22 protein-coding genes are annotated in these 21,036 nt (G+C 66.9%); all 22 read right to left on the reverse strand.

Annotation, left to right across the window (positions count from 1 at the left end; all coding sequences use genetic code 11):
- Positions 1 to 25: 25 nt before the first annotated feature.
- Positions 26 to 967: a hypothetical protein gene (locus tag ACFWPX_RS03275; RefSeq protein WP_378925536.1), complete on the reverse strand. Its 942-nt coding sequence runs from the start codon at positions 965 to 967 to the stop codon at positions 26 to 28.
- A gap of 79 nt (positions 968 to 1,046) precedes the next feature.
- Positions 1,047 to 1,913 (reverse strand): hypothetical protein, encoded by an 867-nt coding sequence (locus ACFWPX_RS03280; RefSeq protein WP_378925538.1) that lies wholly within the window; start codon positions 1,911 to 1,913, stop codon positions 1,047 to 1,049.
- A gap of 13 nt (positions 1,914 to 1,926) precedes the next feature.
- Entirely contained in the window at positions 1,927 to 2,937 is a 1,011-nt protein-coding gene (locus ACFWPX_RS03285) for a hypothetical protein (RefSeq protein ID WP_378925540.1), read from the reverse strand.
- Positions 2,937 to 3,470 (reverse strand): hypothetical protein, encoded by a 534-nt coding sequence (locus ACFWPX_RS03290; protein WP_378925542.1) that lies wholly within the window; start codon positions 3,468 to 3,470, stop codon positions 2,937 to 2,939. The genes ACFWPX_RS03285 and ACFWPX_RS03290 overlap by 1 nt, the downstream gene beginning before the upstream one ends.
- Positions 3,467 to 4,120, reverse strand: coding sequence for a hypothetical protein (locus ACFWPX_RS03295; protein WP_378925544.1), 654 nt, complete (start codon positions 4,118 to 4,120; stop codon positions 3,467 to 3,469). The genes ACFWPX_RS03290 and ACFWPX_RS03295 overlap by 4 nt, the downstream gene beginning before the upstream one ends.
- Positions 4,121 to 4,145: 25 nt before the next feature.
- Positions 4,146 to 4,958 (reverse strand): hypothetical protein, encoded by an 813-nt coding sequence (locus ACFWPX_RS03300; RefSeq protein ID WP_378925546.1) that lies wholly within the window; start codon positions 4,956 to 4,958, stop codon positions 4,146 to 4,148.
- A 94-nt stretch (positions 4,959 to 5,052) separates the two neighbouring features.
- Positions 5,053 to 5,589: a hypothetical protein gene (locus tag ACFWPX_RS03305; protein WP_378925548.1), complete on the reverse strand. Its 537-nt coding sequence runs from the start codon at positions 5,587 to 5,589 to the stop codon at positions 5,053 to 5,055.
- 34 nt (positions 5,590 to 5,623) lie between these two features.
- Positions 5,624 to 7,231 (reverse strand): peptidoglycan DD-metalloendopeptidase family protein, encoded by a 1,608-nt coding sequence (locus ACFWPX_RS03310; protein ID WP_378925550.1) that lies wholly within the window; start codon positions 7,229 to 7,231, stop codon positions 5,624 to 5,626.
- Positions 7,232 to 7,369: 138 nt separating this feature from the next.
- Positions 7,370 to 9,028, reverse strand: a complete 1,659-nt coding sequence (locus ACFWPX_RS03315) for a hypothetical protein (protein WP_378925552.1) — start codon at positions 9,026 to 9,028, stop codon at positions 7,370 to 7,372.
- Between the two features lie 50 nt (positions 9,029 to 9,078).
- On the reverse strand, positions 9,079 to 10,551 hold the full coding sequence (locus ACFWPX_RS03320; protein ID WP_378925554.1) for an SCO6880 family protein: 1,473 nt from the start codon (positions 10,549 to 10,551) through the stop codon (positions 9,079 to 9,081).
- Positions 10,548 to 11,954 carry a hypothetical protein gene (locus ACFWPX_RS03325; RefSeq protein ID WP_378925556.1) on the reverse strand — a complete coding sequence of 469 codons (1,407 nt, stop codon included), beginning with the start codon at positions 11,952 to 11,954 and terminating at the stop codon, positions 10,548 to 10,550. Before ACFWPX_RS03325 ends, ACFWPX_RS03320 begins: the two co-directional genes overlap by 4 nt.
- Positions 11,951 to 12,745 (reverse strand): hypothetical protein, encoded by a 795-nt coding sequence (locus tag ACFWPX_RS03330; RefSeq protein ID WP_378925558.1) that lies wholly within the window; start codon positions 12,743 to 12,745, stop codon positions 11,951 to 11,953. Before ACFWPX_RS03330 ends, ACFWPX_RS03325 begins: the two co-directional genes overlap by 4 nt.
- A gap of 12 nt (positions 12,746 to 12,757) precedes the next feature.
- Complete coding sequence (locus ACFWPX_RS03335; RefSeq protein ID WP_378925560.1) at positions 12,758 to 13,393, reverse strand: hypothetical protein; 636 nt, start codon at positions 13,391 to 13,393, stop codon at positions 12,758 to 12,760.
- A 12-nt stretch (positions 13,394 to 13,405) separates the two neighbouring features.
- Complete coding sequence (locus tag ACFWPX_RS03340) at positions 13,406 to 13,609, reverse strand: hypothetical protein (protein ID WP_378925562.1); 204 nt, start codon at positions 13,607 to 13,609, stop codon at positions 13,406 to 13,408.
- A 23-nt stretch (positions 13,610 to 13,632) separates the two neighbouring features.
- Positions 13,633 to 14,502 carry an alpha/beta fold hydrolase gene (locus ACFWPX_RS03345; protein WP_378925564.1) on the reverse strand — a complete coding sequence of 290 codons (870 nt, stop codon included), beginning with the start codon at positions 14,500 to 14,502 and terminating at the stop codon, positions 13,633 to 13,635.
- A gap of 1 nt (position 14,503) precedes the next feature.
- Positions 14,504 to 14,800 carry a hypothetical protein gene (locus ACFWPX_RS03350; RefSeq protein WP_378925566.1) on the reverse strand — a complete coding sequence of 99 codons (297 nt, stop codon included), beginning with the start codon at positions 14,798 to 14,800 and terminating at the stop codon, positions 14,504 to 14,506.
- Positions 14,797 to 15,453 (reverse strand): hypothetical protein, encoded by a 657-nt coding sequence (locus ACFWPX_RS03355; protein WP_378925567.1) that lies wholly within the window; start codon positions 15,451 to 15,453, stop codon positions 14,797 to 14,799. The genes ACFWPX_RS03350 and ACFWPX_RS03355 overlap by 4 nt, the downstream gene beginning before the upstream one ends.
- 1 nt (position 15,454) lies before the next feature.
- Positions 15,455 to 16,123 carry a hypothetical protein gene (locus ACFWPX_RS03360; protein WP_378925569.1) on the reverse strand — a complete coding sequence of 223 codons (669 nt, stop codon included), beginning with the start codon at positions 16,121 to 16,123 and terminating at the stop codon, positions 15,455 to 15,457.
- 115 nt (positions 16,124 to 16,238) lie between these two features.
- A complete protein-coding gene (locus tag ACFWPX_RS03365) occupies positions 16,239 to 17,651 on the reverse strand; it encodes a cutinase family protein (RefSeq protein ID WP_378925572.1) in 1,413 nt (470 codons plus the stop codon).
- Positions 17,652 to 17,871: 220 nt separating this feature from the next.
- Positions 17,872 to 18,999, reverse strand: a complete 1,128-nt coding sequence (locus tag ACFWPX_RS03370; RefSeq protein ID WP_378925574.1) for a lipase family protein — start codon at positions 18,997 to 18,999, stop codon at positions 17,872 to 17,874.
- Entirely contained in the window at positions 18,996 to 20,228 is a 1,233-nt protein-coding gene (locus ACFWPX_RS03375) for a cutinase family protein (protein WP_378925576.1), read from the reverse strand. The genes ACFWPX_RS03370 and ACFWPX_RS03375 overlap by 4 nt, the downstream gene beginning before the upstream one ends.
- Positions 20,225 to 21,025 carry a hypothetical protein gene (locus ACFWPX_RS03380; protein WP_378925578.1) on the reverse strand — a complete coding sequence of 267 codons (801 nt, stop codon included), beginning with the start codon at positions 21,023 to 21,025 and terminating at the stop codon, positions 20,225 to 20,227. Before ACFWPX_RS03380 ends, ACFWPX_RS03375 begins: the two co-directional genes overlap by 4 nt.
- Between the last annotated feature and the right edge of the window lie 11 nt (positions 21,026 to 21,036).

Consider the following 21,036-nt stretch of genomic DNA (forward strand, 5'->3'; position numbering starts at 1 on the left):
TCGTGATGCAGATCGCGCCCGCTGGTCATGACTCCACCCCCTGATTTGCGCCTACTCCAGGTCCGCGGTTGGGTGGGTGCGGTTGTGGGTCGAGGTCGGGCTCCCACTCGGTCCCAACCTCGGTCCCGGTGGCCTCGACGGCGCCGCCGATGCTGTGGTCGAAACGAGCGCCCTGGCCGTCGGCGAAACTGACCGCGGCGAGCGCGGCTTCGGCACGGTCGGCCATCTCGTTGGGTGTCGGCGGACCGATGGTCGTGGCGGTGCTGGCGAGGTTGTCGAAGTTGCGGGAGACCTCGGCTTCGATTCCTGTCCATGCCAGCGAACCGAAGCGCTCCCGTAGCTCGAGGTCGGTATAGGAGGCTGCGGTCAGTTCAGCTAGGTTGTGCCAGGATTCAGGGCTACGACCCCATATCTGTTCGCCGGCAACAGGATCGATCTCGATCAGCGCCGCGGTGCCGGTAGCACGTCGCCAGAGCGCGGCCATGTTGTCGTGGAGTTGGCGTTCGCCGCGCTCGTCGTCGGGCAGCGCCCCGGTATGAACCCGGTGCAGATGCTCGGCGCGCACCAGCGCCGACAGCTCCAACCGCCACACATCACCGGCGATCTGTTCGAGCATGGCCTGACTCACCGGATCCACCCCGGGCGGCGCCGGCGACAGCCGTGCTGTCTCCGCGCTCTCGCCCCATCGCACACCACGCCCGCCTGTCTCGGCGGCATAGCGGATCATCCGCTGCGGGACATGTACGCCGTAGGCGTGGAGTTCGAGTTCGCTGCGTTCGCCTTCCAACGCGCGTAGATGGGTGTGCCAGGTTTCGAGCTGGACCGACCCCGCGCCGTTGCCGGCCGAGTACTGCGGGCGGCCGTGGAATACCGTCCGATGGTGGAGCTCGCTGATGCTCTGAATGCGTTCGAGTAGCCGAAGTTGCCACGGGGGCAGTCTGTCGGCGCCGTCTAGTGGGTGACTCATCGTGTTCTCCGATCATGTTGAACAACTGCGACTTTCGACCAGTTGGTGCGGTGTGGGAGCTGATGTGGTGACCGCCCGTTCATGGGTCGGGCCCGACGTCACGGCCGTCGCGGCCACCGCCCTCCGGTGCCGTGGTGTGGTCGCCGGTCTCGGGTTCGGTCTGCAGCTCGGTGCCGGTGACCTCGATCGCAGCACCGATGTCGCCGCCTGCCGCCTCGCCGAACGAGGAGGTTTGTTGAAGGGCGGCGGCTGTGAGTTCGACCATCCGGTCTGGTGGGACCGGAAGCTGTCGGCTGATGTCGTCGAGGCTGATCCCGGCGTCGCGGAGTACCCGCACGGGGATCGACAGGTAGGACTCGGTGTCGACGATCGCGCGCCAGCGCGCCACCAGGTCTGAGCGGTGTAGTCCGCCGACGGTTCGTGCCACCGTGGTGGTCCAGGCGGTGTCGGTGGGTTCCCACGCGCGTTGTCGTTCCGGTGTGGTCAGAGCCAGCGCGTGCCCGACGGCGCCGACCTGCTGCCACCGGTATCCCATCACCCGCCGAAATGCCGCGAACCCCGCGCGTGACAGCGGTTCCTGGTGGGCGAGGGCCGCACCGATGCCTGCCATTTCCTGCAGTTGGCCGACCGCGGCGCGGTGCCCGGCGAGCAGAGTGTCGCGGGCGATTTCTTCGGTGCTCAGGAGCGGTTGTCCGGGTTGCCAGCGGTGGCCTCGTTGACCGGAAGCGGCGGTGTAGGCGAGCACTGATTGCGGTACTCCGACCGCGGTAGCGACCGCTTCGAAGCTTTCCTGGGTCCGGCGGCCCAGATGCAGGTGTGCTTGGGCGGTCGGTGTCAGCTCGTGGTCACCGGCGGCGCGGGAGCGATCGATCAGGTGCTGGTTTTCGGCGGCGAGATTCTGCACGGCCATGAGCAGCCGGGCCTGGATCGGGTTCGGTTCGAACATCGCGCCGACCTCGTCACGAATCCGGGCCGACGCCGCGCCAGACTTCGATTTCCTTGCCCGGTCCCCTCGCCGAGGGCACTGCGTCGGCGATCAGACCGGGATCGGGTGCGCCGCTGTCGATGTCGTGCACGGCGGTCGCTGCGACGGCGGTCCCGATCCCCTCACCGGTATCAAGGACCTCGGCGTCGACAATGACGTTGTCGGGATCGGCACGGTGTTCGAGAGCGCCTATACCGGCACCGAACTCGTGGGCAAGGTGCGCGGCCGTGGTCAGGTCCTCGGCCAATCCCGCAGCATCGTCGAGCCCCGGCGGCCGGCCGTCGGCAACGTGTGCGTGCTGGTCGGCATCGAGGAGGTCTTCCGGGTTCAGACCGGTGTCAGCAGCGAACCGTTCGCGATACGCGTCTGCGTCGGTCTGGTGCTCTGGCGAGAGGTCCGCGGTGGCGTCGGCAGCGGCGAATTGTGCTGCGGCGGCCATGCCACGGCCGGTGTCGCTCTCGGTGTGGTGCAGGGTTTCGGTGAATCCCGCGGCGCGGCGGCGGATCTCGATGAGCAGTGTCTTGTACTCGACATCGAGTTCGTGCAGCTGCGTTGCGCGAGCCTCGCGGTTGCGGTAGCCCGCGATCCGATGCTGGTGGGTTTCGGTGTTGTGGTGGTTTTCGAGGTCGCCTGCCTTTTCGCGTCGCGCCAGATCGGTTTCGGCCCGGGTGATCTGGCCTTCTTTCAGGCGGACCTCGGCGTCGGTGACCTTCTGGTTGTTGGCGATGCGTTCGCGAACTTCGTCGATCTTGGCGGCCGTCAGCTGACGCTCCCACCCCAGTCCGCCGAGTCGGGCTTGGTGCTCGATGTGGGAACGCTGGTTTCTCGCCGCGGCGAATTCGATGCGCTGGTCGGATTCGGCGCGCGAGCGTCCTTCACCGCCGCTACCCCTGATCAATGCTGAAGTGGTGTGTGCGGTTTGCAGCATCTGCACAAACCCTTGGCGGACGGCTTGGCCGCTCTCCTCGACCGGATCCCCGCTCATCAGACAACCTGAATCTCGGCGAGGAGCCACGCGCGTTCTGCGGCGTGGCGCGTCGATCGCGCGTACACCGAAAACACGATCGGTGTGCGCTCGGCCGGGGTGAGGGTGACCGTCAGGATCCGGCTCGATGAGGTCGCGGTATCAGGCGGATGGTCGTCACCGGTGAGACGAACCTCGGTCCGCAGCGGGATGTGGTGCTCGACCCAGTCCTGCCACAAGGCGACGGTGATCGGTGACCACAGCGATGCCCCGATGCGAGTGTCGGTGGAGTACGCGGCTCGGATCAGCGGTCGTGCGGCCTCGAACATCGACCGCGCATCCATCCCGACCACCGGGTCCAGTTGATACAACGTGGTCACCGCGGCCCGCAGAACATCCGATGCCGAGCAGGGCCAGACCTCGGTGTGTGGTGGCGGGAAAGCCTGCGCGCTGCAGACCGGTTCGACCACCGGCACGTCCGCGGTCGAGCACCCGCTCGCCGCCGTTGCCGCCACGACCACTGCGGCGGTGGTCGCGAACAGAGCGAGTTTCATGACGCGCTCTCCCATAGCTCTTGCAGGTCGACCGCGCGCCAGAAAACTTGGTCGGGGTAGGTGCATTGTTCGGCGACGGGGTTGCGGACCGCGACGGTGGCGATGTCGAGGACCAGGCCCGCGGTGGCGGCGATGCGGCGCAGCCGTTCGTAGTCCAGGCCGCGACTGCGGGCCAGGTTCAACCGCAAGACACCGGCTTCGGCGCCCCACTCACGCAGAGCGTGAGCGGCCAGCTCGATCGCCTTTTCCGCCGACGCTGTCGCCGCGTCGACACCATCGACCATGTCGGCACCGAAGCGTTCGTGCCAGATCATGCGACCGGCGGCGGCGCAGACGGTGAACGCGTCCAGGGTCGCCGCCGACCACACCGTCAGCGCCGGGCCCGTCGCGGCCTTGCGCACGAGGTTGGCACCTGATGTTGCCCCGAGGATTTCGTCCTGTCGCAGACCGTCGTAGTCGATGCCGGCGACATCCAACAGCGCCTGGACGTAGCGCTGGGACAAATCGTCGGTGGTGAACCCGTATTCGGTTGCCAGGCTGTCGAATTCGTCCGTGGATGTGTAGGTCCACAGGTCACTCGCCCGGTCGCGGACCATGTCTTCGGGTGTGATCGGCGTGAACAGGCCAGAGGTGGTGGGGTCGGTTGTCATGGAGCTCTCCTCGAAGCAATCGGGGTCAGAAATCTGGTTCGACATGGGGTTGCACCGACAGGGGTGGAGGTGGCAGGTCGTGGGTGTCGCCGTCGGCGATGGCGTGGGTGTCGTCGATACCGGTCGCGGTGATCGCGGCACCGATGTGCGCGCCGCCTTCGAACTCCAGAGGCTCGGTACACCAGGCAATCTCGGCCGCCGCCTCGAGCAGATGCGGGGCAGGTGGCAGCTGATGTGGGGCACTGTCTGTGAGGTCGATGCCGACCATGCGCATCGCCGCGACCCGGACCCGCGCTTCGCGCACACTGCCGCGGTGGGTCAGCTCACGCCATTGGCGGCCCTGATCGGGTGCCGACTGTTGCTCGATCTCAGCGATGCGCGAATGCCAGCGGGTCGGGTCCGTGGGCCACCAGCCGCGCGTCTCGTCCTCGGTGACGTTGATCGCGGTGGCGACCATCGCCACCCGCAACCACTGCAACCGCAGATGCTCACTCAGCTTCTCCGCGGCCGGCGCGGTCACCGGACCGCGACCGCGGCGAACCGGTCCCACCGCGGCCAGGGTCGACAGCGTGTCGGCCTGGTGGTGTAACTGCGCGATCAGCATCGCCCGCGTGACCGGCCGCGGGTCAGGAAGCCGACGGGCATCGTCGGCCTTGCGGCCCTCGTATCCGGCTTGGTAGGCGAGATTGATCCAGTCGTGCGGGACACCGATCGCGGTGGCCTGTTCGGTGAGAACCCTCCCGATGACCGTCAGATCACGCAAGGTCTGCATACGCATATACGGCTCTCGAGCCAACTGCGTGATATCGACGGTGACGTTCTGGATCGCGGCCGCCATCCGCCGATGCACAAGCCTCGAACCCGTCCTGGCGGGGTCATTTTGGGTTGACGCGGCCAGCACCGGGCCGGCGGGCTCGCATGGTTGTGTGGTGTCAGCCATGGCCGGTCACCGAGTTGATGCGGTAGCTCGACATCCGCCAGCCCTGCGCCGTGTGCGTCACTGTGACGGTCACGTGCATTCGCCGGTATAGGGTGGTGGAGCCGTCCTGATGGAGTACCTGCTGGGTCACCATCGCCGCGACAGTGGTCTCGGCCTCGTCGAATGTGGCCTGCTCAGCGTCCACCAGGGCACAGATGACGTCGTTGCTCTCGCGCCAACGCGCCCATTCCGGCAGCGGTGCCACACCATTCGCGACACCACCGTTCGCAGCGGCGGCCAGCTCGCCGGTCAGCCACGACGCGGCGCGAGTCAACCCGGTGCCGGGGCTGGGATCGGTGCGGGGTTGCCAGGAGAACAGCGCCGCCAAACCCATCCCAGTGACGGTCATGGCGTCAGCGCCTACGGGATCCGGTCCCTCCTTGTGGACGGTGCCAGGTGTGTGCGATCCGGGCTCGGGAGCAGTGTCATCTCGTCCGACCACCAGCACCGTCGCGGCGACGATCAGGACCACCGTGACCACGGTGATCACAGCCCAGACAGGAAGACGGTTCACCATCGTGGCCTCAGCTCATCGTCGTCGACATCTGGGTGGCCATCGCGAGGATGCTGGCCACATACGGGCGGGTCTGAATTTCGTAATCTGTTGAGCCGCTGGGGAATCCGCCCGACCGTAGGACCGCGTATTCGCCGGCGTTGTAGCCGGCGAGGTAGAGCTCGACGGCACCGTTGGGGGCGACGACTCTGCCCTGTTCGATCCAGGTGTCGACGTGGTCGGCGATGTCGCACAGGTAGCGGGCTTGGCCGATGATCGCGTCGCCGTCATCCCACACGCTGGCGACGCCGTTGCTGTCGGCGTCGATCACATACGGGCGCCCGTCGGAGGCGAGAGCGGTTGCGGTGCCGGGCAGAAACTGCGCCAGGCCTTGCGCACCAGCCGACGAGGTCAGCCCGCGCCGGTACCCGGATTCTTGTTTGCCCTGGGCAGCGAGCAGCGGCGCGCCGATCTGCGGGCACACCGTGCCGCCCCGGCGATACCACAGCTCCAAGTCGTCAGGGACGGTGTCTGGCGCGAGATCGGCTTCCCCGGCACTGGATCCACACGTCGATACGGCGCTGGTGCCGGGCGGGTTCGTCGCGGCGGAGCCGATGGATGCCCCGTCGGGGAATCCCCCGCCCAGAGTGGTGACGTGGACGTGGTCCATGTGGTTGGCGGTGACCCCACCCCGGTCTTCCATGAGGTTGGACTCGCCGCTGGCCGAGCGATAGGTCTGGCGCCAGATCAGGTAATCGATCCGCAGCGCGACCGAGTTGGTGAGAACGAAATCGGCGATCTGGTCACCGAGGGCTTTGCCGTCACCGGAAGTCGGGTCAGGGATCATGATGTCGATCGCACGGCCACTGGGATGATCGGGCAGAGCATCCTCACGCTGCCCACCGATCTGCTGCACCTGAGGAAAGCGTTGAACGATGGTGCGCGCCAAGCGGATCGAGTCGACCTGCAACCCACGCTCCGAACCGATCGACGCACGCATTTCGGGCAGCTCGGTGCCCGCCGCCGTACCGGCGCCAGCTACTGGAGCATCGCTGGAAACTGATGTCGTCGGCGACAGCACCGTGCTCGATGTCGCGACGGCGGTCGACTGGTCGCCGCTTCCTTGCAGCAGCCACGGCATCGGGTCGATGGCCGTGCCGCCGCCGAATCGTCCTCCATCGGTCCAGATTTCGAGATGTAGGTGCGCCCCTTCGGGGCCAGCGGGGACGGTTTCGCCGTTGTAGCCAACGGCCGCGATCGGCTGACCGATGCGTACGGTCTGACCTTGCTCGACGCGGATGTCGTCGGCGAACATGTGGCCGTAGACCGAGGACACTGTTTCGCCGCCGACGTTGTGGTCGATGACCACCCAGGTCCCGAACCCGCTCGCGGCGCCGACCCGAGTCACGACGCCGTCACCGACCGCGTAGATCGGCGTCTTGGGCGCAGCGGCGAAGTCCTGGCCCTCATGCTGGGTGCCCCATCGCATTCCGAACCCCGAGGTCAGGGTGTAGGTGCCGGGCGCCATCGGCATCGCCCACGCGCCCTTGATCTTCGGGGTCGTGCCGACCGGTCCGGTGGTCGGTGTGCAGCCGCTGTCTTCGATGCCGCCCGCGAACAGCAGCAGGATAAGCAGCATGACCGCGCCCACGGCCGCCACGCTTGCGCGCTCGAGTCCGTTCATCGCGCTGCCCGCCGACGATTGAAGGTCTCAGTAGCGGGCGAAGCCGGGTAGAGAGCTTGCTGACCGCGAGGTTCGCAGAGGTCCATTGCGCAGTCACCTACCCGCCGGGGTTTGGTCAAGGTTGTCGAAGCGGCGGTTGGTGTTGTGGATGTCGGAGTCGCGTTCGGTGGGGGTGAACACCATCCGGAACGGGATGCCGGGTTCTTCGGCTTCACCGGTCTTGAGCAGGTAGCAGCCTGTGCCCGGTGGGATCTCACGCCGGGTGGTGTCGAGGTCGTCGTCGCTGGGCGGGCGTGGTGCCGCCCACGAGGTGACCAACAGCTTCTCGGTGTTCGTCATCCCAGCGACCGCGGCGATCCGGTTTGCTTCCTCGGGGCCGACGGGGCCGATGATCTTCGCCCGTGCTCGTTCGAAGAACCCGAGCGCTTTCGCCTGTGCGGCAGGAGAATCGAACGCGGCGAGGTCTTTGATGGTGTGCGAGCACATGATCAGCCCTGTGGCCAGGCCGCGTTGTAGTCGGGTGAGGGCGTCGACGCGGTCGACCATGAACTCCCCCACACCCAGCACCCTCCAGATCTCGTCCATGACGACCTCGAACGTCCTCGCCGGGGCGAGTCCGGCGTCGGAAAGCGCGTGTGCGGCGGCGACTGCACCGAAGCCGTCGGACCAGCACGTCATCAGGACCGCCGCCAGGAGTTTTGTGTCGCCCTCAGGAATGCGGGAGATGTCGATACAGATCGCCGGACTCGACAGATCCAACCGAGTCGAGGTGGGGCCGTTGAAGATCGCCCCGAACGGTCCTTCGACCAGCGCGCGCATGGAGCGACGCAGTGGTTTGGTCGCGTCCCGGTAGGAGGTTTCGTCGTCTTCCTCGGCGAACTCCCGTAACCGAGCGCCGCCTTCGGAAATCACGTCGAGGAGGTTCTCGAGAATCGGTGGGTGCTCGTGGGTGAAACCGCCTGCGGGGCTGTAGAGCTCACGCAGCCCTGCAGCGAGCAAGACTTCTTCGTAGTCGGCGACTCGGGCTCCGCGGACGAGTTCGATCAGTCCGGCGATGATGTTGATCTGGCCCGCTTCGACGCGCGCGGCGACCTGGCGGCGTTGATCGGCGTCGGGCAATGCGGCGATGACCGATCCCAGGGCGCCGACGTCGAGGGGGTTGATGCAGCCGTGGCCGTAACCGATATCGACGACCTGTCCGCCCAGTCGCGTCACCAGGTCGCGGTATTCGCCCTTGGTGTCGCCCATGCACAGCACGGTTTCGCCCGCGGCGACGGCCCCGGTCATGATCCGCCGGATCAGCGACGACTTGCCGAACCCATTGAGCGCCAACACGAACGCGATGGGTGCGGTGATGAACCCGCGCAGGAACCACGACATGGGATCGAAATGCACAGGGGAGCCGCTGATGTAGTGGCTGCCGACCGGCACACCCACCGTCGGTGCGGTAGCTCCGACGCAATACGGCCACAGTCCAGCAACTTGAACGGTCGTGGCACGCCACTCCGGTGTCCGTGGCACCACCGCCGCCCTGCCACCACCTGGTCCCGCATAGCCGCGGTCGGTGAACGCCGGAGCAATGAGGTCGAACCCGTCGCCGAGGGTGTTGTCGCGGCGACGCGTGGCCGTTGCACGACGATGGTCATCGCTCGACAGCACCATCCGCGCCCGCCAACCCTGCACTCCGCTACGAGTCGCCGTTGCTTCAACCTGGGCGCGCTGGTCCGCGCTGAGGACGCTGATTCCTTCCACGACTTCGGTTTTCGGGTGCCGTGGCCGGTGCCTTCTCCCTACGAACCCGTTCACATCGATACCCCCTTGGAGATGGAGGCGTGTTCGGGCAGGATCAGCCCGATGCCCAGCGATGCCGCGAACCCGGCGGCTTGGTAGCCGTAGCAGCGGCGCACGCTCAGCCGTGACGCTGCTGCCATTCCTTTGACCGAGGCTTCGATCCCGGGCAGGTCGCCGTCGAGGTGGTCGGTGACTGTCACCAACAGCCCGAATCTGGTCAGCCCGGCACCGCGTGCTTGTTCTTCGCGGGCGGCTTGGGTGTTGCCGACCCGGATGCGGGCCGAGGCCGAGGAGATTCCGCGTTCGGTCTGTTCGGCGGCGACCGCGTCGCGGAAGTCCGAGTCCACCAACGATGTCGCTTCGGCAGCCGAGTGCAGCCGGTAGACGATCGCGACGCGTTTGCGGGGGACGTCTGGGCGCGGACGCAGAAGCTCTTCGAGGACGGTTTCCATCACCGCCCCGCGTGGTGCGCCGTCCATTTCCCAGGTGATCGATCGGGCACCGTCGTGGAGGTAGTGATCCCACCGGTCTTGATGGGCGAGCGGACCGACCGAGTCCCACGATTGGGACTCCACGATCGTGGCCCCCGCAGTCTCGACGTCGCGTTGGGAGGCGAGGTCGTAGCGGCTGCGCACCAAACCCAGCACCTCCCACGCCTGCAACGGGGTGGCAGGCAGGCCGGCGCGGGCGAGCTGGGACAGCACCGATTGCAGGCGTTGTCCGATCTCGCGAGCCTGCTCGGCCTGGTCGCGACGAATGCGGCCTTTGCCGATCGCTCGGTAGGTGATCGCGATGCGTGCTTCGATCCGGACGCCGACCCCACCGGTGTCGGCAGCTGCCTCTCGCATCACCGCTTTCGCGAAGTCGGGGGCTTTGTCACGGATCAGGCGGGTGACTTCCCGAGTTTGCTTCAACCGGGTTTCGACCGTGTTGTCCAGGACTGCGGTGACCGCAACTACTTCTCCCCCGCGGCTCTGGGAGGCGAGAAAATGGCCGAATCCGTCTACCCAGGAATCGATTTGGGCTTGGTCGACGAGTTCCTTGCCGCGCGGGATCACCCGCACGATCGCGGTGTAGTGGTCGCTGCGCCGGATATGCAGCATCGCGAACCGTTTACCGCCCGGCGTCTCGTACTCGGTCAGTCGCGAATCAGCCAGTAATCCAGGTAGTTTCGCCAGGCCGGGCAGTCGAGAGAATCGTCCGGATCGGTAGGTGAGCTCGCCTCGGGACCGGGCACGCGCGAACTGCACGCGCAGCAGCAAAAATTCCCAGCCGGTGCGCCCGTTGCGGGTGACAGCCAACGGCACGAACACCACCGCCGCGCCCAGTAGAGTGACCCCGGCGAGTTCGAGGGAGCGGGTGAGCATGAACGAGACCATCACCGCGATGATCAAGCCAAGCCCCAGCAGCGATACTCCCCAGGTCAGGCCGAAGAAGCCTGCCGAGCGGGGTTGTTCCCACCTGCCGTACATGCGGGTGCTCATCGCCGAACCTCCCCAGGCCCTACCGCATCCGGGTCGCCCGCCGCCGAGGAATCGGCGATCGAGCTCTGCGCTGCAGACGAGATGCTCTGCAATGTGGCCATGGTCAGCTGAGCACCCAACATCGCCGCGCCCGCAGGCCCCGCGCCCGCGGCTGCCGCTCCACCGGAAGCGCTCCCCGCCGACGCAGCACCGGTCCCAGAACCTGCTGCCGCGGACGAGCTCGACGGTGTAGGCCCTCCGCCGCCCGATGAAGGTGGCGATCCTCCAGGTGGTGATCCAGAGCTCGCGGACATCGACCGAGCGCCGCTGCCGTCTCCCGACGGCGGCGGCGAATCTCCTCCCCCAGAAGGAGATGCTGAATTCTCGCCTTCGCTCATTCTTCTGGCATCCGGTCGACTCCCGGCGGCCGACATCGCGATACCAGCAGCGCCGCCGGCGAGAGCTGCACCGGCCCCGCCACCGCCGCCGAGGGTGGCCACCGCGGGAGCGATCAACCGGATCAGCGCGGGAAGCACGATCAAACTCATCAAGATCAAAATCACCCCGAGCAGCATCATGTGCGGGTCGTCCTCGCCCCCGGCTGCGGTAACGGTGAACGCAATCGCATAGACCAGCGCACCAACGGGTTTCCACAGCACGAACGCCAGCGACCACGAGATCAGCCGTTTGTAGGCTTGCGAACCTGGACCGGTTCCGGATGCAGCCGCGGCTATCGGGATCACTGCGACCACAACAACGAGCAGGGCCTGCCTGATCACGAGCATCACCAACTGCACGAGCATCCCGATGACACCGAGCAGACCCAGGACCAGCAGTAATCCGGACCCGAGAATGGGATTCGGTAGAACAATGCCCGTCACGAGCTTGTTGACAGCGGTATCGAAATCACCTCGTGTGGCGTCGAAGATGACCCATGACGCGAACTCGTCACCGGCGGTGGTCGCGACCGTGATGAGGGCGCCGAACGTCGCCGCCGCGAAAATCGCGCGTGCCAACATCAGGAAGCTTTCCTGTGCCTCGCCCGCTACACCGCCACGTTTGGCCAGCGCCAACCGTGCTGCGGCGAACATGATGCCGACGGTCAGCATGATGACCTGCAACCCGCTGGTGTATTCCCGGATCTGTGACATGACCGGAGCTGGTTGGCCTTGAGCTGTCGCTAACTCGGGTGATGGAAATGCTGTCCACCACGTCATTACGAGCCGCATGGCAGAGCCGAGGCTTTCCATCAATCTGTTCGCGAGGTCATCGAGCCATGAGTTTCCGACCGCGCTTGCTGCACTCTCGACGACGGTGCCGAGTTGGCAGGCTTCCTTCACCCCTGGGACGGCGACGCACGCCATGTCGGTGAGTTGGGTGTGGATGCCGGTGCCTGGTGTCGGTGCGGCGTAGATGCTGGTCATGGTTGGCCCCATGTACCGAATCCGGTGGTGGATGGGGTAGGTGTCGCTGGGCGCCAGAGCGTTTCGATGTCGTCGGGCACGCGGATGCGCCAGTCACCGGCGACCCAGACCATCGGCCAGGTCGCGATCGCGTGCCCGCTGGTGGAGCGAACCGCGAGCTGAACGACGGCCAAGTCGTCGCGGTAGCCGGGTTGGACGCGCACCCCTTCGGGAACGGTGACGTAGCGCGCTACGCCTGGAGTACCGGACCGAGACCGGGCGAATCCGTTGACGAGCGCGTCACCACCGCCGTAGAACCGGTCGCGCACAACCAGCCGCCACGTCGGATCCGGTGCGGCATATACCCTTCCGATCGCATCGAGTGCCGCCAATGCCGCGCCCTGCGGCGTTCGCGCGAACCCACCAGCGACACCGCCTTCGATCCGGGTAGGCCCGTCACTTCCCGAGACGGCGACTGCCGCGCCGCCCCAGATCCGCTGCCACTGCAACCGGGCCGGCTCAGCGGTGAGGTAGTCCGGTCGAGCGGGGTCGATCCGGCCCTCGTCGGACTGCGCAAGCGTCGCGCCGGCGTCGTCGGCGGGTACTTCCAGGCGGTGGCCGAACATGTCGACCGTCGGCGGGCGTGCCTGGGTGTCGGTAGTCGACGGCATTGTGGTCGTTGAGGGTGCGGTGCTTGCGCCAGGTCGAGGTGGAGCGTCCGTGTGGTCGTTGGTGACGGTTAGGACGAACACGATGATGACGACCGAGCCGAGGATGCCGAGCAAGGTGATCAGGAGTCGCAGCGAGCGCATCACTATCTGTCCTCACGCCCGATTCAGACGAACTATGGATGCGGGGACGGAATCCACTGCGGTGACCGGGCTTTCGATGACCGGGTCGGGCAGCAGTAGTCGCCATCCGTCGGCAGTCCAAACGACGGTGGCGGTGTTGCGGGTGATCGAGTGGTCTGGGTAGGTGGCGTAGATGTCGATCCGGGCTTCGGTGTCGGTGTAGGTCGCGATGAGATAGCCGAGGATGGTGGGCACGGTCTCGGCGGCTGGGCTGGTGATCGAGATCTGGGCGCGGGCGGTTGCCCATTTGTCCCGGCCGGGGCCGGAGGCGAGCATGCGTTGCCCGACCAGTGCCCACTGGCCGTCGGGAGCGACTGACATCCGCACGGTTGTATGGATCGCGGCGAGCGCGGCTCCTGCCGGGGATCGGTCCCAGTCCGACGCAACAGCGCCTTCTATCAAGCGCGGTCCTTGTTGCGCGACGGGGAGTTCGATGCCTTGCCAGGACCGCCAGCTCAGCCCGCTCGGGACGAGCGAGGCCGGTGATGTGGTGCTGGTTGTCGTCTGGTCGGGGTCGGTGGTGCCACATCCAGTGGTGGCAAGCAATCCTGCGAGCATCACCAGGGCGATGGCGCCGCGAGGATCGGGAAGCGAGTGTTCCTTGGTCATGAGGTTCCTGTTTCAGGTAGGGAGGATGGCGATCGCCAAGGCGCCGGCTGAGCCGAGCAATGCGGCGGCGACGAGGGATCCGATGAACCCTTCGATGGCTTCTTCGCGGTAGATCCGGATAGCCAGCTGCCCGCCGACCCAGATCACGCGGGCGATACAGATGAGCAGCACGAACCAGGCCAGCCAATTCACGAGCTGGGCTATCGGTGACAACACCTGAGGAGGGAGGGATTTAGCGATCACGTGTCATCGCCGTACAGGCTGGGGTCGTCGACGACGAAGAGCGCATCGAGTACGACCTCGGTGGCCGCTGAGGGGTGCGTGTGAACGAGGTCGTGTGCGGCGTCCTCGATGTCGATCAGTTCGGCCCACACGGTGGCCGCGAACTCTTCGACTCTGGAAAACCCAGCGATGCGGTCTGCTCGTCCTACCACGACCCATGTCGGCGTGGCCCTTAAGAGGTCCTCGACCACCGCTACATCGGCGCCGCACCGGCGATATGGCAACAGTGTCTGACGGGCCAACTCCAGCACTGCCTCGCCCTGAATGTGGTCGTTGACCCCGAGCGCTGTGACGAGGTCGACGATCAACTGGTTGGTGGCCTGGTCGGCTGCGGCGGTTGGGTTCGCGGTCAGTGCGCGGGTGTGGTCGGGTAGTTCGGTGACCGGCGCGATGGCCACGATCGCGTGGACGAGGGGCTCGTCGTGACGACCGTGGTAGAGCCATTCCTGGAGCAGGATCGCCGCCAGCGAATGGACCACCAACACCACCCGCCCGTTGATGTGGGCGAGCACAGCCGTCACGTCATCGACGAGTTGTGCCATTTCAGCCCTGCTGGTCCGTGTCGTCGCGGTGGTGCCTGGGCTTCGCTGGTCATAGGTCAGTTGTGCGATGTGGGGGCCGCCGTAGGATTGGTCGAGTTCGCTGATCAGCGAAGAGAAGTAGGTACCGCGGCTGAGCGGTGCGTGGAGGTAGACGACGGTCAACACGGCATTCGGATTTCCGAAGCGGGTCGCCCTCAGTGGTGCGCCGTCGGACGCGGTGATCGTGAACGCTTGCCCGGCGTCGTTGCGGGTGTGGGATTCGGGGTCGGTGTGTGGCGTGGTCATGTCAGGACGTCCCGCTCACGGCGGCGTTCATGATCGCGCCGGCAGAGGTCGCGATGATGCCGCCGACCAGGGCCGCGAACACGATCTTGGGTGATTCGACGGCGCCGCCGTGCCAGCGTTCCCATCCGAATTTGCCGCCGGCATAGATCAGGGCCGCGATTCCGGCCAGCATCACCAGCCAAGACAAGTAGCCGACAAGGTTGGTCAGTTTGTCCCCACCGGGCGGCCGGGTTGGGTTGACCGTGATTTGTTGAGCCAGCACCGACAGGCTGTCTCCGATTGCGGATAGTGCGGTCATGGATTGATCTCCGAATCCTGTTTTCTGCCAGGGCCTTTCAGTGCCCGAGTGAGCGCGCCGATGAGCTCACTTCCTGCCCGATACACATCAGCGGGTACGGCGTCGGGTGGTCGCGACCGGCGCGGGGGCTCGGGGTCTGATGGGGTGAAGACAGCGAGTTCACTGAGTTCGCGTTCGACGAGCTCGTCGTGCCAGCCGATCTCCCACACCACCTCGGTGAGGTCTTCGACGACCGCGCGGTAGCGGCGCACCGGTGCAGGGATGCGGCCTGGCCGGGCCGCGGTCAAGACCACGCCGACGATGTCGACGCCGTCAGGCGCTGCTCCGGCGTGCCATTCCCGTAGCCGTTCAGCGCAGGCGATCAACCCGGGCAGGCACAGTCGTGCCGCCACGACGACCAACTGTGTCGTTACCGTTGAACCGGGCCAACATTGGCCACAGTCCGCCGCCGGCGCCCACCAGCGGGCCACCGTCGAGGTACCGGCGCCGCCATGGGCGCCGACGATCGCGACCAGCGGCGGATGCGCACCGGTGGTCGGCAGCGGATCGGATCGATGTCCAGCCCGGCTGCCCGAGTTGTTCACCGTGGCAGGGTCCAGTCGGTGGTGTTCGTTGGCCAGAGAACGTGGCTCGTGGGCGGTCAGCGCATACATGTCAGCTGCCTCGCTTCTGGATGTTGGTGATGACCAACCCGGGGGCGGAAGCGGCGACATTGATCAGCTGGAGGTAGTCCAGGCGACGGCCATCGACATGCAGTTCGACCAGGTGCACTTCGGCGGTGTTGGCGGCGATCACGTCGATGCCCACACAATGGGTCGCACCAGCGGGCAGCGCCGCGATAGCAGCGGTGAGTCCTTCGCCGGTGACCCCGGCTTGTGGATCCACCAGCGCGAGTGCGGCTTCGACGTTGCGTTGGGTGTAGTAAGCGTGTTCGAACTTCGCGATCACGCCGGCAACGGTCGTGGTGTCGCCCGGACCGTCGGTGACGGTCCGCGAGCGCACCCCGACACAGGCCATCACCGGCGGTGCGGCGGTCGTGCTGGGCGCAGTCGGCGCCAGGCTTGCGATCGTCGTTGTCGGTGCGGCAGTGTCGAGCATCAAGGGGACTGCTGTTCCAACGACCACGCCTGTCAGCGTCCCCACGACACCAGTGCCGAACAGTACTGTGCGGGAGTGCTTTCTGGTTCGGTTGCCGGGCGCGATGGTCCGACTGGCGGCGGGGTTGAGTTGCGTCGGCGGGCCTTGTTCAGAATGTCCGTCGTCGCTGTCGACAGGGTCCAGCCATCCGGCGCCGTGGCCGGGAAGCAGGTCGCCGTTGGGCATGTGGTTCACCTCCTCGCGTGGGATCGGGGTTGGGAGTGGGCCCTTCGGAGCACGCCGCTGGAAGGGCCACTGACCAGGGGGATAGGCGTGGGTCCGCCCCGTGCTCCGAAGGGGTCTAGGGGTGCGGCACCGAACTCTCAGTGCCTGTGGGCGCCATTGTTGAAGGCGAAACCGGCTGTGTGGAACCGGGATTCGCCGTCACCAATGGCGGGGTCGTTGTGGTCGCCGTCGCGCTACCGGGAGTCGTCGGTGCGATCGCTGGTTCGCTGGCGGCGATATCGCGGCCGAGGGCGACGAACCATGCTGCCGTCACGGTCAGCGGTGTTTGACCGTTGGTGGTCGCGGGGATGGTGCTGTAGGTGCTGCGTCGGCCGGTGGAGTCGCTGTATTGGGCGGTGGCTGAGGTTTCGTAGAGGTCTTGGGTGTCGGTGATCGTGGTGGTGATCGCGTCGAAGGCGTCGTTGACCCAGGTGCTCAGCGACTGGGGCGGGACCAGATCGACCACGGCCTCGGCCACTTTGGTGCCGAGCACGGCGACCGCGGCCGCGGGGTTGGACAGTCCGACTGCGGCGAGCTCGGCAATTGTGGTGGCGGTGAAGACCTTTTGCGCCACCGAGATCACGGCGTTGAGGCCGATGGTGCCGACCTTGAACAATGCCGAGAGCGCATCGGACTCGGTCACCGTGGCGGCGGTCGGCGACGATGCCGCGGCCAGGCGTTGGCCAAGGGTTTGGCTCGGCGAATACGAGACCTGGTCCAGGCTCGTGCCGGAGATGTCGTCGTTGACGACGCCGACGGCGGTGCTGAACGCGGTGGAGGCCAGCGCTTGGGCGACGGTGGCGATGGCGGCGACCGGGTCTTTGCCCTCGGTCTGGTCGGCGATATTGGAGACCGCGGTCAGTAGCGGGCTTCCTGATTGGACATCGCAGGTCGCATCACCGGCCACGCACAAGTCAGCGACTCGGCCCACGAGCGTTCCGAAACTGATCGGTGTGGCGGTGGCGGCGATCCCGGCACCGGACAGCCCGGTGTTGGTCAGGCTGATCGTGGCGACGTTCGCGCCGTTGGTGCCGGGTGCCGCCGACGGCACGCTGGCGTTGTCGGTGCCGGGGAGGGCGCTGGTGGCTGCTCGGCGGGAGGGGTTGGCCAGCAATGCGACTGCGGCCACCTTGTCGGCGGGCACTCGGGACCGTCCCGTCCCGATGTTTTCGGCGAAAGTCGAGGCCGCAGAGGCACCTTGGGCGTATCCGGCGACCGCGATCCGCGTCGATGCACACCGGTCGATCACCTCGGTTGTCCGCTGTTCGATCTGATCCGCCGCCGCGGTGACCGCTGCGGAGTAGGTCGCTGAGCCGACCTCGGATCCGAAGACGATGTAGGACCGCTCGATCGCCCCGCCAGCGGTGTTCGCCATCCGTCCGAAGGCCTGGCCCAGAATTCCGGAGTCGCCGGTGTCCACGCTCGTGGCCGCGCCCTCCTCGCTGCTCTGCACGCCGAGGACGTAGAGAACAGGGCAGGTCGACTTCACCGGTGCGCTGGTGGTGACCGGGTGGGGCGATCCTGTGGACGAGGGGTCGGCGTTAGCGATGGACGACCCGGTGACCGTCAGGGCTACGGCTAAGGACACAGCTGCGACGGCGCGGGCTGTGGAATCAATGGTGTGACGGTTCATCGGATTCGACGTCCTTTCGGGTCGTGGGCGATCGGCCTGCCCGCGTCGAGGAGGGGAATCGGCGCGGGCCGGCGCGTCAGGTAGCTCGGGTTGGGTCGGGTCGCCCGGAAGGGCGGGCAAATCCCTCGCGCAGGGCGGTGAAGACGTCGGGGACACCGACATCGGCGGCGCCGAGGTGGGTGACGTCGTATTCCGACCACGACACCGCCACATCACGGGAGATAAGTTCAGCGAACAGTTCCCGCGCGGAGTCGATCGGCACGAGCCCGTCGAGGGCCGCGTGATAAAGATGCACCGGCACCAACGGTGTTTCGGTGCCGAGTACTTCGTGGTCCAGCACGTACCGCCAGACCGGGTCGTTCCACGGGTCAGGGCGTTCGCACCACACCGACAATGGGTGCGGGTACTCCACCAACAAGCTCGCGAGATCGAGACCCGACGCTTCGGCGACGGCGCGAACACCGTCGTCGGTCAACAGGTGATCGACGGGCAGGTGCGCGTAGGCGCGCATCAACCCGACCATTCCCGCGAACGCCATCCCCGCCCATGGGCCACCCTCGAGATCGGTGATCAGCGCTCCCGGGTCACGGATCACCGCACCTGCGGCGACCGCACGTAGGTCCAGTTCAGGGGCGTAGGTGGGCTGCCATTCGGCTGCCGCGACGGCAGTTCGGCCGCCGTCGGCGTACCCCCACACCGCCACCGGCGATGGCCCGCCCTTTCCGGCCGCGGGTCGTGACACCGCGCGGGCGATATCGAGCACAGCGTGCGCGCCTGCTTGTGCGGCGAGGAAGTGGTGCGGTTGTGTGTCGGTGATGCCCAGACCGATCCCGTCGGGCACGGCGACGATCCATTCCTGGGCCAAGGCCGCGGCGATACTGCTGGCATCGGGTTCGGTGCCAGCAGTGAGCAGTTGCGAGGGGGCGCACCGACCGCCGAGGCCGTGGAAGGTCGGGCAGTACACCACCAGGGGTGGTCGCGTGGCGCCGTTGCCGGTCCGGGTCTTCGGTTCCAAGACGATGCCGGACGCGGGGACCGTGGCACCGAAACTGGCGCGGGTCGTGTAGATCAACTGCCACGCGCTGCCGACTCCTGGCAAATGAGGCACGTCGACCTTGCGCACGCGCAGGATCTGCCCGGGCGCTCCGCTCGATCCCAGTGGTGTGTTCGCGTAGAAGGCGTCGGATTGCTGGGTGCCGGTCATGACGGGGCCCCGGCGAGGTCGTGAGCGAGGGCGATCATCCAGGCGGTGCCCGAATTCATTTGCCCGGTCAGGGCATAACCGTTGTGTCGCCCAACGGTGTCGGCGAACCGGACCCAGGTGCCCGGGTTGATCAACTCGACGTTCTCTGCTGCCAATTGACTCCATGCAGCACCGAGTTGGGCGATCAGTTTCGGCACCACCACCACCGGATTCACCAGTGCGGCGGCAACGATCTCGCTCCACCGCGCACCCGCCGCAGCAGGGTCCGCAGCAGGCACGCGCAGGTCGCCGGCATCGACCAACCGATCACCGAGACGGGCTTGGGGTACATAGTCGACGTCGCCGCTCCGCACCTGGAAATCATTGAGGATCAACGTGTTCCACGCGTCGCCGAGCGCTTCTGACAGTCCACTGCTCAGCGTCGAGATCGCCCCGACTGGATTGGTCAGGTCGGCTTGAGCGAAGATCTCGGCACCGAGGCGAAGCACAGATGCCTGTCCGGGAGCCGAGCAGGCGAGGTCACCGTCGCTGCAGATGTCGGCGACTCTGCCGGTCAAGGCCCCGTACCCGTCAGAGGTGGTCGCGATGCCCGCTCCCCCTGCCGGTGCTGCGAGCACTTGCACCATCGACACCGCCGCACCCGAGGTGCCGGGCGCGGGGTCGGGCACCGTCTGGCCCGGTCGCCCGGGGAAAACAGGTTCGAGCTCGCCACGATCAGGGTTGGCGTACAACGCGATCCCCGCGACGTGCTCCGCCGAGACCGGACCGATCCCTGCACCGACGTCACGCGCGAAGCTCGCCACTGCTTGAGCGCCCTGGCTGTAGCCGATCCCGGCGAGCATCGTGGTCGGGCACGCCTCGACGACGTGGCGTGCAGCGGCATCGAGATTGGCTCGGGCGCCCGAGACCGAGGACACGTAGGGATCCGAGCCCCCGCCGGGGACGATGCCTCCGAATCCCGCGTCGTAGCCGACATAGGCGCGCTGAACGAGACCGGGAACCGTCGAGATCACCGGCCCGATCAGCGATCCGACGACACCGGTGTCCGCGAGTGGGTCCGCGGTTGGTGACGACTGGCCGGTGCCCTGGACACCGAGGACGAACAAGGCCGGGCACCCATCGATCGGAACCGCGTCTGCGGCGCCGGTAGGCGAGACGGCGGTGAATACCGCCGCACCCACCATCGCGACGGCCACCGCGACGGCCCGACCTCCCGCGCTCGTGGTCACTGGCCGACTCCCACGCCAGCGCCGAAGCCGGCGCCGATCGTTCCACCGACCGCCGCCCCGACAACACCGGCAGGCACTCCGAGGATCGCGGCACCCGCCGCAGCTCCGGCAGCGGCACCGAGTGCGGTGCCCGCGACTCCGCTAGTGGCTTGTCCGATGATCGGGACCGGGATCACGATTCCCAGTGCGGCACCAGCGATCCCGCCGACCGTGCCGCCGACAAGCGCACCGACCGTCGCACCGACAGCAGCCGCGGGTGCACCGAGTACGGTCGTACCCGCCGCGCCGCCCAGTCCGGCACCGCCCAGGACCGCGCCGCTGACGCGATCAGAGCGCCCCGCTGGGATACCGACCGAGTCCAGCGCGGTCGCGACCTGCGCTTCGGCGCCTGCTGCGGTGTTGTTGATGGTGTCGCGAACCTCTACCGGCAACCATTCCGGGCTCGGAGTCTGCCACTCCCCTATCCGGATCGTGTTCTCCGGCGGCGCGATCGGGGCGACCTGTTCGACAGGCTCTGGCAGATGGAGCTCTTCTATCCGTACGGGCTCGACTGGTTCGACCACGCTCGGCGCGGGTCGCGATGGCCCGTTGCGAACTTCGGCGGGTTGTTCGTAGTACACCGGCGGCGCCGGTTCGTGCTCAGGTTCAGATTCGGGAGCTGTTGGTGGCGTGGATGTTTCGGTGCCAGGCTGGGACGGGCTGGTGACGCCACCCTGGTCGGCAACGGTGGCTACCGGCCCGTTGGCGCTGGCCGGAGCGGCGGTCCCTACCGCAACTGCTACCGGAACCGCAGCCACCAACAGCAGGG

Source organism: Nocardia sp. NPDC058518 (assembly GCF_042719655.1).
Taxonomy (GTDB): Bacteria; Actinomycetota; Actinomycetes; order Mycobacteriales; family Mycobacteriaceae; genus Nocardia.

Bases quoted from the DNA above. Each gene is read 5' to 3' on its own strand.
- ACFWPX_RS03345 (WP_378925564.1), bottom strand. From the start codon at position 14,502: ATGACCACGCCACACACCGACCCCGAATCCCACACCCGCAACGACGCC.
- ACFWPX_RS03275 (WP_378925536.1), bottom strand. From the start codon at position 967: ATGAGTCACCCACTAGACGGCGCCGACAGACTGCCCCCGTGGCAACTT.
- ACFWPX_RS03360 (WP_378925569.1), bottom strand. From the start codon at position 16,123: ATGCCCAACGGCGACCTGCTTCCCGGCCACGGCGCCGGATGGCTGGAC.
- ACFWPX_RS03325 (WP_378925556.1), bottom strand. From the start codon at position 11,954: ATGACCAGCATCTACGCCGCACCGACACCAGGCACCGGCATCCACACC.
- ACFWPX_RS03335 (WP_378925560.1), bottom strand. From the start codon at position 13,393: ATGACCAAGGAACACTCGCTTCCCGATCCTCGCGGCGCCATCGCCCTG.
- ACFWPX_RS03350 (WP_378925566.1), bottom strand. From the start codon at position 14,800: ATGACCGCACTATCCGCAATCGGAGACAGCCTGTCGGTGCTGGCTCAA.
- ACFWPX_RS03330 (WP_378925558.1), bottom strand. From the start codon at position 12,745: ATGCGCTCGCTGCGACTCCTGATCACCTTGCTCGGCATCCTCGGCTCG.
- ACFWPX_RS03310 (WP_378925550.1), bottom strand. From the start codon at position 7,231: ATGCTGCTTATCCTGCTGCTGTTCGCGGGCGGCATCGAAGACAGCGGC.
- ACFWPX_RS03285 (WP_378925540.1), bottom strand. From the start codon at position 2,937: ATGAGCGGGGATCCGGTCGAGGAGAGCGGCCAAGCCGTCCGCCAAGGG.
- ACFWPX_RS03355 (WP_378925567.1), bottom strand. From the start codon at position 15,453: ATGTATGCGCTGACCGCCCACGAGCCACGTTCTCTGGCCAACGAACAC.
- ACFWPX_RS03320 (WP_378925554.1), bottom strand. From the start codon at position 10,551: ATGAGCACCCGCATGTACGGCAGGTGGGAACAACCCCGCTCGGCAGGC.
- ACFWPX_RS03370 (WP_378925574.1), bottom strand. From the start codon at position 18,999: ATGACCGGCACCCAGCAATCCGACGCCTTCTACGCGAACACACCACTG.
- ACFWPX_RS03280 (WP_378925538.1), bottom strand. From the start codon at position 1,913: ATGTTCGAACCGAACCCGATCCAGGCCCGGCTGCTCATGGCCGTGCAG.
- ACFWPX_RS03290 (WP_378925542.1), bottom strand. From the start codon at position 3,470: ATGAAACTCGCTCTGTTCGCGACCACCGCCGCAGTGGTCGTGGCGGCA.
- ACFWPX_RS03300 (WP_378925546.1), bottom strand. From the start codon at position 4,958: ATGGCGGCCGCGATCCAGAACGTCACCGTCGATATCACGCAGTTGGCT.
- ACFWPX_RS03295 (WP_378925544.1), bottom strand. From the start codon at position 4,120: ATGACAACCGACCCCACCACCTCTGGCCTGTTCACGCCGATCACACCC.